Source organism: Paraniabella ginsengisoli (assembly GCF_022513635.1).
GTDB lineage: Bacteria > Bacteroidota > Bacteroidia > Chitinophagales > Chitinophagaceae > Niabella > Niabella ginsengisoli.
The window spans coordinates 1428041-1445063 of the sequence record NZ_JAKWBL010000001.1; the positions used below are offsets into that span (position 1 = coordinate 1428041).

Consider the following 17023-nt stretch of genomic DNA (forward strand, 5'->3'; position numbering starts at 1 on the left):
GGGTGAGGTTTAAAATTATTTTTTATGAAATCAACTTTTGAATATATGGAATCTTCCTTGCGTCGCACTCTTGTACACCTCAATATATATAAGCAGAAAAAGCTGCGTACATTTTTAGTGCTGCTGTTTTCTTTTTGGGGATTAACTGGCTTTGCTCAAACATGGATATGGTATCCTGGCGATTATGAAATTTGGTTATCTAATCAAATGCAAAATCGCAGGACTGAACGCGGTACTTTTTTCCCTGTGTTTTGGAAGATTGATAATCATTATCCTCTAATAGATTTTCATAAAGTGTTTGATCTCTCCACTCCCGAAGAGGTGGATATTTATGTGGATGGTCAATACAATGTAAAGCTGGATGGTAAAGCATTTGAAGGTTCTCCAAAGAAAATAACGGTGCCGGCTGGTAAGCATAAGATCAACATAAAAGTATTCAATCAAAAACAGGTTCCCACAATATTTGTAAAAGGAAATAAAGTAGTAAGCGACAGTAGCTGGCTCGTAACTTATGAAGATAAAGAATGGATTGATGAAACAGGCAAAACTTCTGATGTTTCCACAACCAAATGGATGAATGCTGGCTCTTGGAATTTTAATAATTCTGATCAGTTGCCTGCAAACTTTATGCTTCCTACAAAACCCATGGAGGCCGCAAGTATCAACAAAACCAATGATGGAACTATCGTTGATTTCGGAAAAGAAACATTTGGTTATATCAAGTTACATAATCTAAAGGGAAAAGGTAAGCTTGCAATATATTATGGCGAGAGCCGTGAAGAGGCTATAGACACGGCGCACACAGAAACTTACGATAAAATTTCTGTCGATCAACAATCGGGCGACTATACAGTTGAGTTGTCAAAGGCTTTTCGCTTTGTAAAAATAATAGCTGATCCGGCTGTTACTTTTGACAAGGTTTCTATGCTTTATGAATATGCCGATCTTCAGGATAAAGGCTCATTCAAATGCAACGATGAAGAAATCAACCGTATTTACGATGTTGCCAAATACACTTTTCATTTGAGCACCAAAGAATTTTTCATTGACGGTATCAAGCGCGACCGCTGGATTTGGAGTGGTGATGCTTATCAGAGTTATTTAATGAACTATTATTTAACCAATGATAATGGTACAGTAAAACGCACAACATTGGCTTTAAGAGGAAAAGATCCTGTTACCAGTCATATCAACACTATTATGGATTATACACTGTATTGGTTTTTGGGTGTGTATGATTATTATCTGTATAGCGGCGATGCAGATTTTGTGCGAAGCAATTACGACAGAATGAAATCCATGATGAGTTATGTATTGGGCCGCCGCAATAAAGATGGTTTACTCGAAGGCTTGCCCGGCGACTGGGTGTTTATTGATTGGGCGGAAGGTTTAAGCAAGCAGGGTGCTGTAAGTTTTGAACAATTATTATTTGCTCGCAGCCTGGAAACAATGGCTTTGGTTGCTGATTTGGTAGAAGAAAAAGAAGATGTAGGCATGTACACAAAACTGGCTGCCGATGTTAAGAAGAAACTTTTTGAAATTTATTGGAACGAACAAAAACAAGCAATTGTTCATAGTTATGTAAACGGCAAACCTACTGATAATGTAACCCGCTACGCGAATATGTTCGCTATTTTCTTTGATTATTTAAATGATAAACAAAAGAACAATATCAAAAATTCTGTATTACTAAATAATGATGTGCCACCCATTACAACACCGTATATGCGCTTTTATGAAATGGAAGCTATGTGCGCATTAGGCGAACAGGAATATGTGACCAAGGAAATGAAATCCTATTGGGGCGGTATGTTGAAACTCGGTGCTACTTCGTTTTGGGAAGAGTATAACCCCAAAAAATCTGGAGCAGAACATTACGCTATGTACGGAAGAAAATATGGTAAAAGTCTTTGTCATGCTTGGGGTGCCAGTCCATTGTATTTATTAGGAAAATATTATTTAGGTGTAAAACCAACCGGAGCTGGTTACAGTACTTATACAATAGAACCGGCATTGGGCGGATTAAAATGGATGGAAGGAAAAGTGCCAACGCCAGCCGGAAATATAGAGCTGTATTGCAGTACAACCAATCTTAAAATAAAAGCACCAACAGGAACAGGTACATTGATGCTTAAAAGTAAAAAAGCTCCCGTATGCAAAGAAGGAAATTTTGTAAACAAAGGGAATGACCTGTATGAACTGACAATCGAAAAAAATAAAGATTACGATATTAAGTACCAGGCATTGTAGCGGTGAATCGTTTTTGGTCTGACCGTCTCGGTCTGACCAGAAAAGTCCCGAAGGGACAAACAATAATAGCCGGATGCGAAGCTTCCGGCAAAAAATAAACAGATGAAAAATAAAATTTTAATAACAGTTGCCGCCTTTTGTAGCATTTCTGTAATAGCACAAAACGGACTGGTTAATACATCTCATAGCAAATTTGCAAGGCTTTCGAGTGTTGGCTTGAGCGATGTAAAATGGACAAATGGTTTTTGGGCAGAAAGATTCGATGTCTGCAAAACTGCAATGGTGCCTACGCTTTGGAACACTTATACCAGTGATACCATTTGTTATTCGTTCCAGAATTTTAAGGTGGCAGCAGGATTGCAGGAAGGGCGATTTCGCGGGCCTTCTTTCCATGATGGCGATTTTTATAAAACCCTCGAAGCAGTTGCGTCTTTGTATGCATCAACCAAAGACCCCCAACTCAATAAATGGATGGAAGAAGCCATTGGTGTAATTGGGAAAGCTCAAAGAGCTGATGGATATATTTATACCAAAAATATCATTGAGCAAAAGAATACCGGTGAGCAAAAATGTTTGATGATAAGCTAAGTTTTGAAGCTTATAATTTTGGTCATTTAATGACTGCGGCCTGTGTACATTATCGCGCTACCGGAAAAACTAATTTATTAGATATTGCAAAAAAAGCATCCGATTTTTTAATTGAATTTTATAATAAAGCCACGCCGGAGCAGGCAAGGAATGCCATTTGTCCTTCGCATTACATGGGACTTGCAGAAATGTACAGAACCACCAACGAAAAAAATATCTTGATTTGCTGAACAAGCTTATTGACATTCGTGGCACAGTTGAAGGTACAGATGATAATAGTGACAGAGCGCCTTTTCGTGATATGAAAAGAATTGTAGGACATGCTGTAAGGGCTAATTATTTAATGGCAGGTGTAGCCGATTTGTATGCCGAAGAAGGCGATAAAACATTGTTGCAAACTTTAGACACGCTGTGGAACAATGTGATAAATACAAAAATGTACGTAACCGGTGCTTGCGGTGCTTTATACGACGGCGTTTCTGTTGACGGAACTTCTTACACACCAGATACAGTACAAAAAGTACATCAGTCTTATGGCCGCGATTATCAATTGCCCAACTTCAGTGCGCACAATGAAACCTGCGCCAATATTGGTAATGTACTTTGGAATTATCGCATGTTTTTATTGACCGGAGAAGAAAAATATTTTGATATTGTTGAGTTGGCTTTATACAATAGTGTATTAAGCGGCATCAGTATGGATGGTACTAGATTCTTTTATACCAATCCGCTGGCGCATACGGTTGATTATCCTTATCATCTTCGTTGGGAAGGAGGACGTGTGCCTTATATTAGTAAGTCAAATTGTTGTCCTCCAAATGTAGTGCGCACCATCGCGCAGGTTAATAATTATATGTATAGTGTAGCCGATGATGGTTTGTATATAAATATGTACGGCGGCAATAATCTTCAAACCAAACTGAATGATGGCAGCAATATCTCCTTACAACAAGTGAGCAATTATCCTTGGGATGGTGCAGTGAAAATTACGATAACTGAAGCTCCTTCTAAAGCGTTGCCTATTCATTTGCGTATACCCGGTTGGTGTAAAAAAGCATCGGTTAAAATAAATGGTAAGTTGATAAACGGCGATATTAATGGTGGAAAGTACTTGGCATTAAATCAAAAGTGGAATAGAAATGATAAGATAGAATTGGTATTAGATATGCCCGCAACATTGATCGAATCTAATCCGATGGTTGAGGCTACACGCAACCAGGTTGCGGTTAAACGCGGTCCGGTAGTGTATTGTATCGAATCTCCCGATTTGAAGACAACAAGAATTTTCGACATTGCGATACCTTCTGATATTCAGTTAAATCCTGTTCCTGCTAAAATCGCTAATGGAAATATTATGGCGTTAACAGGCCAGGCGCGTTTGATTAACGACGGTGACTGGACTAATAAACTATATAAAGAAGTGAGTAAGTCGGAAAAGCCAGTAAACATAAAGTTGATTCCTTATTATGCATGGGCTAACAGAGGCGAAACAGATATGACAGTGTGGATGCCATTGGTGCGATAGGAAAATATTTTTGTTTTTTAAATAATTTAAGTTGAACTCAGAAAATAAAACATATAGAAGCGACTTAGTAAGACCTTCCTTTGGAGGGTTGGGGAGGCCGAAAGAATATCTGCAACGTATTATATCGAAACACCTTACGAGCCTGAAAAGGCCGCTGCTGTATTAGCTGGCGAACAATCTTCAGGAACTTTTGTAGCAGTTCCTGGAGAGACAGAAGCCTTGAAGCAAAGATTTGCAGCCAGGGTGGAAAACGTTGAATACCTTGAAACCGTTGATCAGCCTGCTATTCCAGGCGCTGTTAGTTCTAAAGGCAAATATCACCGCGCAATGGTGAAAGTTTCATGGAGTATTGAAAATTTTGGGTATAACCTTCCGGTTATGGTTTCTACTTTGCAGGGAAACCTTTACGAGATTACACAGTTTACGGGTTTGAAGTTGATGGATATTGAATTGCCGGAATCTTTTGGTAAGCACTTTCAAGGCCCTGCTTTTGGTATTGAAGGTTGTAGAAAATTAACCGGGGTTGAACAACGGCCACTTATTGGAACGATAATAAAACCCTCAATCGGCCTTACTGTTGAAGATACGGCTGCGATGGTAAAAACATTAGTAGAAGCCGATATCGATTTTATTAAAGATGATGAATTATTATCATCTTCTGCCAATTCAAAATTTGAGGATCGTGTGGTTGGTATCATGAAAGTTATCAATGCCCACGCTGATAAAACCGGTAAAAAAATAATGTATGCTTTTAACCTAAGCGGTGAATTGGATGAGATGTTGGCGTGTTATGAAACGATTATAAAGCATGAAGGAACCTGCGCAATGATCAGCATTAACAGCGTTGGTTTAAGTGGGGTTAAAAAATATGCGATCAGCGCGAATTGCCTATACATGCGCATCGCAACGGATGGGGTATGCTTACAAGGCATCCGTTATTAGGTATTGATTTCAAAGCGTATCAAAAAATATGGCGGCTGGCTGGCGTTGATCAATTGCATGTTAATGGCATTCAAAACAAATTTTGGGAAACAGATGATAGCGTAGTCGCATCTATCGAAGCTTGTTTGACAAATATGTTTGATCATAAAAAAGTATTGCCTGTTGTGTCTTCCGGTCAGTGGGGTGGACAGGCATTTGAAACATGGAGGCGTACTCAAACACAGGATTTATTATATATGGCCGGTGGCGGAATTATGGCGCATCCAATGGGTTCCGGAGCCGGGGTAAAAGCGTTGCAGCAGGCCTGGAAAGCAGCGGTTGACGGAATGAGCCTGGAGGAAGCAGCAAAGACTTACACCGAGTTTGGAAAGAGCGTGGAAAAATTTGGTAAAAAATAGGTATGGGCAACAATCAACAAATACAACTCGCTTTCTATGGAGATGATTTCACGGGCTCCACAGACGCACTTGAGTTTATTTGTAAAGCTGGCGCTAAAGCCGTATTGTTTATCGAAGCGCCCGCAACGTCGCAAATACAGCGTTTCGGACAGTTAGATGCTATTGGGGTAGCAGGTAAAACGCGCTCTTTATCTTCTGAAGATATCGTGACTGTTTTGGAAAATGCTTTTAAAACTTTAAGTGACCTTGACGCTCGACATCTACATTATAAAGTTTGTTCAACATTTGACTCTTCTCCAACAATTGGCAGCATTGGAACCGTGCTTGATACAGCCTCAATAATTTTTACAAACAGGCCTATTCCAATATTAGGAGGAACGCCGTCTTTAGGCCGCTATTGTGCATTTGGAAATTTGTTTGCTAAAATGGGGATTGGAAGTAGTGGTGCCGTGTACAGGTTAGATCGTCATCCTTCTATGAGCCAACACCCTGTTACTCCGGCTGACGAAAGTGATCTTCGGTTTCACTTACAAAAGCAAACCAATAAGGCAATTGGACTTATTGATATCGTTGAACTGCAAAAACCAGTGCAAGATTGGAATGAGGTTACAGGCGAGGATTCTGTTTTGATCGATGCGATTTATGAGGAGCAACTTATTAAAATTGGAGAATGGCTTGAGCAACAGTCTTCGAAACATGATGGTTCTTATTTTTCGATTGGATCTTCTGCGATTGAAATGGCATTAGGATTTTACTGGAATAAAATAGGTCAACTTCAGAAAAAAGTGGATTGGTTAAAGCCAGGAAAGGCGGAACCGTTATTGGTTGTATCAGGAAGTTGCTCGCCTGTAACTGCAGCCCAGATAGCGTGGGCAAAAAGAAATGGATTTGAAGAGTTGGTGATAGACGCAGCAGGTATTTGTAATAACGAATCTCCTGAAAAAGTATTTGATAAAGTAAATGATCTGCTTCGTCAGCAAAAAAATATGATTGTTCATACAGGACCTAAGCAAGCGAATAATCTTTCGTCTGAAAAGTTGGGAAACGCATTAGGAACAATAGCAAGAAATGCAGTAATGGATTGTAGTATAAAAAGAGTTGTTGTTGCTGGCGGTGACACGAGCAGTTATGCTGCACGAGCAATGGAAATAGAAGCCGTGGAAATGATTGCGCCGTTAGTTTCCGGAGCTCCGTTATGTAAGGCCTATTCTCACAATGAATGGATAGATGGATTGGAAGTGAATTTCAAAGGTGGACAGGTTGGGGCAGAGGATTATTTCGGGGTATTGTTGGAAGGGAGGATGAGGAGTGAATAGTGAATAATGAATGGTGAATAATGAATAGTGAAACTTACTGGTCTGACGGTCTCCGTCTGACCAATAGCAAAACGGACGACTAATGAATCAAGTACAAAAGACTTCATACTGATCACTCATTGCTCATGTATGTACACAAGTACAAGCGAGCGTGGCAAGATCGATGATAGTAGCACAAAAGTTGATAACATAAAAAAATAAATAAATGTCTCAAAAAACTTTAGGTTTGATACATACATCGGCTACACTGGTACCGGTGTTTGACGAGCTTTGCAAAAAATATTTACCTGGCGTAAAGGTTTTCAACATTGTTGATGACAGCCTAATAAAAAACACCATTGCTTGTGGCGAATTAACGCCTCAAACATCAAAGCGCGTAGTTGATTATGCCGGTTCAGCAGAAGACGCGGGAGCTGATTATATCATGTTCACTTGTTCATCAATTGGGCCTGCTGTTGAAACAGCCGCAACCTTGTCGGGTGTACCTGTATTGCGTGTGGATCAGCCAATGGCAGATCAGGCGGTAGCTACAGGAAAGCGCATAGGGGTTGTTGCTACATTATCTACAACGTTAGAGCCAACTTGCGATTTGGTTAAAAGGCGTGCTATTGCTGCAGGAAAGGAAATTGAGTTGATCTCAAAATTATGCGAAGGCGCTTTCGAAGCTTTGATGAGCGGTGATGCACAAACACATGATGACATTGTTGCAGCGGCCTTAAAACAATTGTCGAATGAGGTAGATGTAATATTATTAGCTCAGGCTTCTATGGCGCGCGTGGTAAACAGTTTATCTGATGCGGATAAGAAAGTGCCTATCCTTGCCAGTCCGCCTTTAGCGATGGAATATCTTGCCAGTGTTTTAAAATAAATTAACGATTGCTGCCATGCAAAAATTATACAGGTTTAGTTTGTGGACTTGCGGAATAACCACCGTCGTATTGGTTGTTTCATTATTAACAAATCAGGATTGGTTGAGTAAACCTTTCGCTGTATTAACAGCTGTTACATTGGCGTTAGGATTGGGGGCTGTAACATCACTAAAAGGATATCAATATACAGCCTGGATCATTGTTGCGGTGGTCGCCGGTATGATCTATCCGCAGGCATTTATGAATTGGGGAACTGTAAACCTGCGTGATAAAACCTTGATACTTGTTATTATTCAATTAGTGATGTTTGGAATGGGGACACACATGAGTTTAAAAGACTTTCAGGGATTGGCAACAACTGGCAAAGGTGTAGCCATAGGTTTGTTGTGTCATTTTTCGATCATGCCGTTGATGGGGCTATTACTTATCACCATTTTTAAATTTGAGCCAGAGATTGCTGCCGGCATTATTCTTATTGGGAGCTGCAGTAGCGGACTTGCATCTAACGTAATGGTTTACCTGGCAAAGGCTAATCTTGTATTGTCGGTTATTGTAACCGCAATGGCAACGCTAGTTGCACCTTTTTTAACACCGCTTTTGATGAAGACCTTTGCTGGTACTTTAATAGAAGTGAAGTTTATTGACATGATGATAGAGATCATTAAGATTGTCATAGTTCCCATTGGCGCAGCTTTGTTGCACGATTATTTGAAACGTGCTTCAACGTCAAGTAGGAACAAAGTAAGGATTGTGCAGTGTTATGTGCGATGTATGCATTAGTTATTTTACTATGGGGATATAAATATGCAGAGGTAAAAGAAGCGTCTCATGCTGCCTTGCAATCATTGGAATTGTCTGGTTTCCTGGCTAGCGCTGTAGTAGCTGGTGTTTTATATAATATGCTATATCGCGCTTATCCAAAAGTAGATCAACTGATGCCATTTATTTCAATGTTCGGTATTATCTATTTTACAACTGTTACAACCGCGGCTGGCCGAGACAATCTGATGAAAGTGGGACTGCTACTTTTTATAGCATCAGTTATTCACAATGCAGCAGGATATTTTTTTGGTTATTGGCTAAGCCGATTATTTGGGTTAGACAAAAATTCAAGCCGAACTATAGCTTTTGAAGTGGGCTTACAAAATGGCGGAATGGCCAGCGGACTTGCAGGTTCGATGGGCAAGTTAGGGACTGTTGGACTTGCTGCTGCTGTGTTTAGTCCCTGGATGAATATCAGCGGAAGTATTTTAGCCAACTACTGGAGAAGAAAACCTGTTAAGCCTGAGGAGCCTAAATAAAATTATTGTGTTGTCATCGTCAGTACTACTATCATCTTTGTTGTGTCACTCACTTTATCTGTGGTGCAAATATGAACAGTAAAGAAGTGAATTCTGTTTCAATGAAAAAAATTAAACAATATTCGGTATTTACAGCCAAAGCAGCATTGAGCAAGCCTATTGCTGATGCTACGCATACGCTGACTGAAATATCTTTTATCATTCTGCGTTTGCAACTTGAAAATGGCATTGTTGGTGAATCTTATTTGTTGAGTTTTCAATATAGTCCGCGAGCGATTGCTGGCGCATTAAAAGATGTAGCAGCAATGGTAATTGGCGAGGATGTTTACAATACTGTTTCAGTTTTTGATAAGATAAATATTGCTAATGAATATTTTGGACAGGAAGGAATTAATCGCTGGGCTCAGGCCGCTGTTAATATAGCTATGTGGGATGCATGGTCGAAAACCTTGCAACAACCGATCTGGAAGGTTTTAGGTGCCAATCATTTTAAAGTTCCTGTTTATGGTAGCGGTGGCTGGTTGTCATATAATGTCGAAGAACTTATAGATGAAGTAAGTGATTACAAGAAGCGCGGCTTCAAAGCAGTAAAGATCAAAGTGGGTAAGCCAGATTGGAAGGAAGATCTTGAGCGTCTGGCAAAAGTCAGGGAAGTAGTTGGAAATGATATTGGCATTATGATGGATGCCAACCAGGGTATGAAACTGCCTGATGCATTAGCATTGGCGCGTGCTGCAAGACAGTTAGAAATTAATTGGTTTGAAGAACCTATAGGTCATACTGACTTTCAGGGTTACCAGTTGTTAAAAAATCAGGCAGGCATTTCTTTAGCAATGGGAGAGCGTGAGTATTCAACTGTGACATTAAGAGAATTGATAAAATTGAACGCGATTGATATATGGCAGCCAGACATTCTTCGTCTGGGCGGTGTGGAAGCCTGGCGCAACAGCGCGGCATTGGCGCAGGCGCATAATATACCTGTTCTGCCACATTATTATAAAGATTATGATGTGCCACTTTTATGTACTATTTCTAATGGCGCTGGCGCAGAATCTTTCGATTGGATCGATCCTTTGATAGATCATAAGTTGATTATTGATAATGGTTTTGCTATTCCCCATGATCGGAATGGATGGGGTTTTTCATTTAAAGACGAATTTTTGATAGAGATATGATTAGATTATTTATAACACTCCTTTTTTTACAAGTAGTTTATTTGTTAGTGCCCAATTGGTGGACAAAACACCGGCTGCTATTCCTCAGGCGCCTTCAGTGTATAATACCGAACCTTATGAAGATCCTTTGGTTAGTGGTATTAACAGGGATTTATCCAGAGCTACAGCTTATTCCTTTAGTAATATAAAAGATGCTATTGAAGGTGATCGTGAACAAAGTGGAAGATGGCTTTCCTTAAATGGCGAATGGGATTTTAATTTTGCACTAAAGCCAAATGAAGCGCCTAAAGATTTTTATAAACAAAAAGTTTCTGGGTGGAAAAAAATTACTGTGCCTTCGAGCTGGGAAATGCAGGGATATGATAAGCCTATTTATAAAAGTGCAGTTTATCCTTTTCGCCCTGTAAATCCTCCTTTTGTTCCAAAGGATTATAACGGCGTTGGTTGTTATCAACGTTCCTTTACAATACCCGCTGATTGGAAAGATAAAAATATAACAATACATTTTGGTGGTGTTAGTTCTGCTTACAAGGTTTGGGTTAACGGAAAATTTCTGGGCTATGCAGAAGATAGTTTTCTGCCATCCGAATTTAATATCACACCATGTTTGAAAGATGGTGAAAATATTATATCCGTTTGGGTGATACGTTGGAGTGATGGTAGTTTTTTGGAAGATCAGGATCAGTGGCGGCTAAGCGGCATTCATCGCGAAGTATATTTAATGGCTGAACCTAAGTTGCGTATCGCCGATTTCTTTTATCAAACAAAATTGGACAAGGATTATAAAGATGCAGTACTAAGTATTCGGCCAAGGCTTGAAAACCTTACTGGGAAAGAAGTTCCCGGTTATATAGTTAAAGCACAGCTGTATGATGATGCTAATAAATCTGTATTAAAAGAAGATTTAAAAATTAGCGCTGATGAGATCATCAACGAAATTCATCCTCGTTTAGATCGGGTAAAATTTGGCTTGCTACAAACAACTATTCATAATCCAAAAAAATGGAGTACCGAAGATCCTAATTTATATACATTAGTTATTAGTCTGGAAGATAGTACTGGTAAGGTTTTGGAGGCTAAAAGCTGTAAGTTGGGTTTTAGAAGTATTGAATTTAGGAAAACAGATAGTAAGCTTTTAATTAACGGCCGCGAAACTTATTTATATGGAGTGAATCGTCCGGATCATCATCCCATACGTGGCAAAGCATTAACGCGTGAAGATATTTTACAGGATATTAAAACTATTAAGCAATTCAATTTTAATACGGTTCGACTAAGTCATTATCCTTCCGATCCTTATCTGCTGGACCTTTGCGACGAATATGGCATCATGGTAATTGATGAAGCCAATCATGAAACGCATGGCTTGGGAGGCAAGCTGGATCATGATCCCCGCTGGACAGCAGCTTATGTTGAGCGGGTTTCCCGCATGGCATTGCGTGATAAGAATCATCCTTCCATTATTATGTGGAGTTTGGGGAATGAAGCAGGTAGCGGTCCCAACCATGCAGCAATGGCGGGATGGATCAAAGATTTTGATATAACACGTCCGCTCCATTATGAACCTGCAATGGGTAGTCCCAAAGATGAAGGTTATATCGATCCTTCTGATCCGCGCTATCTGAAATCCAACGATCATTCGCACCGCATTCAAAACCCTAAAGATCAATATTACGTAGATGTGATCAGTCGAATGTACCCGGCATTGTACACGGCGCCATTGTTAGTGAATCAAAAAAATGATGATAACCGTCCCATATTTTTCTGCGAATACGCACATGCAATGGGCAATAGCGCCGGTAACCTGAAAGAGTTTTGGGATCAGTGGCGCAGCCTGCCTCGCGTTATTGGTGGCTGTATTTGGGAATTTAAAGATCAGGGTTTAGTTAAATATGATTCAGTAACGGGCAAACCGTATTATGCTTACGGTGGCGATTTCGGCGAACGTTACTTTGATAATTTCACTATTAAAGGAGTGGTTGCAGCAGACGGACGACCTAAAGCTGCCATGTTTGAATGCAAGCGAATCTTTCAACCTATACAATGTGAATGGAAAAATAGTAGTAGGAATATTATACAGATCATTAATCGAAGCCCTGTAACCAATGTTAACGAATATGCTGCTGAAATATTTATCAAAGAAGATGGATTGGTAATCTCGAAACATGCAATCACTCCAATTAATCTAGCGGCTGGAGAAGCTACAGAACTTGATATTAGTAAATACATACCTAAGTTTAGAGCTGGTAAAGAGTATCATGCCGATATTCGGTTCACAACTAAACAGGATAAACCCTGGGCTGCTAAAGGTTTTGTTATTGCCAGCAATCAATTGGCATTAACACCATTGGTAAAAAACAACTTGTAAAAACATCTGTTCCTTTTACGGATAATGGGAAAGAGTTTATGCTAAATACGAATGGTGTGTCGATAGTTATTGACAAATCAAATGGCGCCTTAGCATCTTATAAAAAAGGAAGCGTAGAACTTTTAGGTCAATCCTTATTACCTCATTTTACAAGGCCACAAACAGATAATGACCGCAAAGGCTGGAAAACACATCGTGTGTTAAAGCAGTGGTATGAAAATGAACCTATACTGAAAAGCGTTGAGGCTATAAATATAGGCGGACAGGATGGTGTGCTCAGTACTTACTCTTTAATTTCTGATAGTGTGCAGATTGCTGTGTTTTATTCTGCTGATAAAAATGGAACAATCAAAGTTGATTATACATTAAAGGCAGATCAGGCTTTACCTAATATCCCGAAGATCGGAATGCAAGCCGGTATTAATAAGGCTTTTACGAATATCAACTATTTTGGACTTGGACCACTGGAAAATTATATTGACAGAAGATATGGATTTGATGCAGGTGTTTATCAGTCTGATATTTATAGTTTCATGGAGCCTTATGTGGTGCCGCAGGAAAATGGCAACCGGACTGATGTGCGCTGGTTAAGTTTGTCTAAACCAAAAAGCAAAACAGGATTGACGATCGTTGCTGACAGCCTTTTAAGTATGAGCGCCTGGCCGTACACAGAAAAAAACATTGCAGAAGCAAAGCATACTAATAAATTAAACCCCGCAGAGTACATAACTTTGAACATTGATCTGATTCAGATGGGGGTTGGCGGTAATGATAGTTGGAGCCCTGTGGCCGCGCCATTGGATCAATATCAGATTGGGCCAGGAAATTATAAATACAGTTTCTATATAAGGCCGATTGAACATTAAAAATAGCGGATGAACTTGCGTTTGAAATTATTGGTGCTTGCTATTGCGTGCCTGTTTGCAAATAGTATTGGCTTTGGTCAAAATGTTAAATCTGTTGATCTGGCAGAAGTATTTCAAAGTCCTCCTGAAACAGCCAAACCTTGGGTGTTATGGTATTGGATGCACGCGGCAGTTTCTAAAGAAGGCATTACCGCCGATCTGGAAGGCATGAAAAAAGTGGGTATTGCCGGAGCTTACTTAGTTTGCATTTTTGATACTGTTGCTAAAATTCCTTACGATAAGCCTGCAAGACAACTTACACCAGAATGGTGGGCGCTGGTAAATCATGCGATGAAAGAATGTAAGCGGCTTGACTTAAAGCTGGCTTTTCATGTTAGCGATGGTTTTGCATTAGCGGGTGGCCCATGGATAAAGCCCGAACAATCTATGCAAAAACTGGTGTGGACGAAAACCTATGTTAAGGCAAAAGGCAATGACAGTATCAGGTTGGAGCAACCGCATACGAATGAAAATTTTTATAAAGACATTGCTGTTTTTGCATACCCGGCCAACTCAGCCAACGCGTTTTCTGAAACGGTTCTAATACCAGCGGTTACAACAAGTACGGGTGAGAAAGCGCCCTATCTGGCATTTTCCGGTGATGATTCCAAAACATTCAGAAGTGATGTGTCTTGCTGGATTCAGTACAAGTATCCGAAACCTTTTACGTTACGTTCTTTAAAGATTCATACTAATAGTAAAGTATATCAATCTCAACGATTGATTGTGATGGCAAGCAATAATGGAATTGTGTTTGACACGGTGCTTCGTTTGCAACCGCCTCGTCATGGCTGGCAGGATACGGATGAAGATTACACATTTTCCATACCTGCAACAACCGCAAAATATTTTCGCTTTGTGTATGACAAAGAAGGGACAGAAGCAGGGTCGGAAGATCTGGATGGTGCAAAATGGAAGCCTTCATTAAAAGTAAAGGGTATTTATTTAAGTGATGAGCCAGTTATCAATCAGATTGAAACAAAGAATGGAAGTATATGGCGTGTGGCAGAAAACACTACAACGCAAATGGTAAATGATAGCAATGCTGTTCAGTTTAAAAATATTATCAATCTTACCAATAAAATGGATAAGAATGGAAACCTTGACTGGAAGCCGGTTTCAGGGGATTGGGTGATTGTAAGAATGGGTCACACTTCAACCGGTCATACCAATGCTACAGGTGGCGCCGCAAAAGGTTTGGAATGTGATAAGTTTAATCCTGATGCAATCAAACTTCAGTTTAATAATTGGTTTGCCAAAGCTTTTGAGAAAACAGATCCCGGTCTCGCAAAGGAAGTCATTAAAATATTTTACATCGACAGCTGGGAAGCAGGCAGCCAGAACTGGAGCGAAAAATTCGCAGCCGAGTTTAAAAAAAGAAGAGGATATGACTTAATGCCTTATTTGTTGGTAATGACTGGCGTTCCCATAAATGATGCCACTACTTCTGAAAAGATTTTACATGATGTTCGCGAGACAATTGCTGAATTAGTGAATGATATTTTTTATGTCACACTTCGAAAACTTGCAGACGAAAAGGGATGCACATTTACTGCTGAAAACGTAGCACCCACAATGGTTAGCGATGGATTGCTGCATTTTAAAACGGTGGATTATCCAACAGGTGAATTTTGGTTGAATAGCCCAACACATGATAAGCCCAATGATATGTTTGATGCCATTAGCGCAGCACATATCTATGGAAAGAATATTGTACAGGCAGAATCATTTACAAGTTTAAAGATCAATTGGTCTGAACATCCCGGCAACCTCAAAGCGATTGGTGACAGAAATTATGCAATGGGTATTAACAGAACTATTTTTCACGTCAATACCCAGAATCCGTGGATGGATCGAAAACCTGGTATGACATTAGGAAGTATTGGTTTGTTTTACCAACGTGATCAAACCTGGTATGATCAAAGTAAAGCCTGGATTGATTATATAACAAGGGTTTCAGCATTGTTGCAACAAGGTAAACCTGTTGCAGACATCGCTGTTTTTATTGGTGAGGAAGTGCCGAGGCGTTCTGTTTTGCCAGACAGGCTTGTAAGCGCTCTGCCCGGTATTTTTGGTAAAGAAAGACTGGAAGCAGAGAAGAAACGACTTGAGAATAAAGGAGAACCGCAGCGCACAATACCGGACGGAGTAACCCATTCTGCTAACATGGCTGATCCTGAAGATTGGACCGATGCTTTGCGTGGTTATAAATATGATTGTTTTAATCCGGATGTATTGTTAAAAGCTAAAGTAGTAAACGGTAATGTTGTGTTCCCTTCTGGCGCTTCTTATCGAGTGCTTATATTTCCTGGAAAGCTATTGATGAATCCCAATGCTGGCTTGATGTCTGTAAATGTTGCCAAAAAGATTTTGCAATTGAAAAATGCAGGCGCTACTATTATTATTGATAAAAGAGAGGTCAGTACCATTGGTTTGAAACAAAAAGATACTGAGCTACAGAATATATGGAAAGAATTATTTTCAAATAATGGCAAAGGCCGGTTAATTGAAACGCCTTACAAAGATGCTACTTTTGATAAGATAGGAGTGCCGAGAGATTTGGAGGTTAAAAGCAAAGATCGTGAAATAGCCTGGGCGCATCGAAAATTGAATGATGGAGATTTATATTTTATATCCAATCAATCTAACAAAGCAAACTACATTGATCTTTCTTTTCGTGTAGCTGGCTATCATCCGGAAATATGGGATCCTGTATCTGGGAGAATAGGTGTTTCTAATAACTGGTCTATTGATAATGGTAGAACACAAATATCATTGTTTCTAAATACGAACGAATCGGTTTTTATTGTGTTTAGAAATAAGACAGAGATAGAAAGTCTTACAGCTTGTAATGGCTTAATTGTGCCTTATGGTTCTAAACCACCAGGGGCCAATCTTTTTATTAATTCAAACTGGCAGGTTCAATTCGATACTGCTTTTGGTGGACTTTTAGAAAAGGTAGATTTTCCTAAATTGACTTCATGGACTGAGCATAAAAGTGACGCTGTAAAATATTATTCCGGAACCGCTGTTTATACCAATCATTTTTCTGTTGATAATATTGTTAAGGATAAGCCTGTGTTTCTCACTATTGACAGTGTTTTTAATATCGCTACTGTAAAAGTTAATGGTGTTGATTGCGGTACAATATGGACACCACCTTATCAGTTGGATATTTCAAAAGCAATCAAAACGGGTGCTAATTCAATCGAGATAAAAGTAAGTAATACCTGGGCTAACAGGCTTATTGGAGATATGGCTTTGCCCGAAAATAAGCGTATTACCTGGACAACAGCACCTTTGAATATTTTGGAAGGAAAACCATTGCTAAAAGCAGGTTTGGTAGGAGGAGTAAAGATTCAGCAGTGATGAATAGGGGCTAATGA

General features: G+C 39.6%; 11 protein-coding genes and 2 pseudogenes. All 13 read left to right on the forward strand.

Annotated elements, in window-relative coordinates; translation table 11 throughout:
• Positions 1–24: 24 nt before the first annotated feature.
• Entirely contained in the window at positions 25–2250 is a 2226-nt protein-coding gene (locus MKP09_RS07945) for an alpha-L-rhamnosidase-related protein (RefSeq protein ID WP_240827199.1), read from the forward strand.
• Positions 2251–2352: 102 nt separating this feature from the next.
• Positions 2353–2838 (forward strand): glycoside hydrolase family 127 protein, encoded by a 486-nt coding sequence (locus MKP09_RS25665; RefSeq protein WP_262915161.1) that lies wholly within the window; start codon positions 2353–2355, stop codon positions 2836–2838.
• A gap of 29 nt (positions 2839–2867) precedes the next feature.
• A pseudogene (locus MKP09_RS27975) lies at positions 2868–3625 on the forward strand (beta-L-arabinofuranosidase domain-containing protein); the annotation flags it as partial.
• A gap of 102 nt (positions 3626–3727) precedes the next feature.
• Complete coding sequence (locus MKP09_RS27980) at positions 3728–4363, forward strand: glycoside hydrolase family 127 protein (protein WP_394801044.1); 636 nt, start codon at positions 3728–3730, stop codon at positions 4361–4363.
• 123 nt (positions 4364–4486) lie between these two features.
• Positions 4487–5703 (forward strand): annotated as a pseudogene (locus MKP09_RS07955) (ribulose-bisphosphate carboxylase large subunit family protein).
• 2 nt (positions 5704–5705) lie between these two features.
• Positions 5706–7019, forward strand: coding sequence for a four-carbon acid sugar kinase family protein (locus MKP09_RS07960; RefSeq protein WP_240827200.1), 1314 nt, complete (start codon positions 5706–5708; stop codon positions 7017–7019).
• A 205-nt stretch (positions 7020–7224) separates the two neighbouring features.
• Positions 7225–7887: an aspartate/glutamate racemase family protein gene (locus tag MKP09_RS07965; RefSeq protein WP_240827201.1), complete on the forward strand. Its 663-nt coding sequence runs from the start codon at positions 7225–7227 to the stop codon at positions 7885–7887.
• Between the two features lie 16 nt (positions 7888–7903).
• A complete protein-coding gene (locus MKP09_RS07970) occupies positions 7904–8668 on the forward strand; it encodes a bile acid:sodium symporter family protein (RefSeq protein ID WP_240827202.1) in 765 nt (254 codons plus the stop codon).
• Positions 8656–9189 (forward strand): bile acid:sodium symporter family protein, encoded by a 534-nt coding sequence (locus tag MKP09_RS07975; protein ID WP_240827203.1) that lies wholly within the window; start codon positions 8656–8658, stop codon positions 9187–9189. The genes MKP09_RS07970 and MKP09_RS07975 overlap by 13 nt, the downstream gene beginning before the upstream one ends.
• Before the next feature lie 101 nt (positions 9190–9290).
• A complete protein-coding gene (locus tag MKP09_RS07980; protein ID WP_240827204.1) occupies positions 9291–10364 on the forward strand; it encodes a mandelate racemase/muconate lactonizing enzyme family protein in 1074 nt (357 codons plus the stop codon).
• A 58-nt stretch (positions 10365–10422) separates the two neighbouring features.
• Positions 10423–12732 (forward strand): glycoside hydrolase family 2 TIM barrel-domain containing protein, encoded by a 2310-nt coding sequence (locus tag MKP09_RS07985; RefSeq protein ID WP_240829412.1) that lies wholly within the window; start codon positions 10423–10425, stop codon positions 12730–12732.
• Positions 12733–12788: 56 nt separating this feature from the next.
• The gene (locus tag MKP09_RS07990) at positions 12789–13598 is read left to right on the forward strand and encodes a beta-galactosidase small subunit (protein WP_240827205.1); all 810 of its coding nucleotides are present in this window, start codon (positions 12789–12791) and stop codon (positions 13596–13598) included.
• Between the two features lie 9 nt (positions 13599–13607).
• A complete protein-coding gene (locus MKP09_RS07995) occupies positions 13608–17006 on the forward strand; it encodes a glycosyl hydrolase (protein WP_240827206.1) in 3399 nt (1132 codons plus the stop codon).
• Positions 17007–17023: the final 17 nt, after the last annotated feature.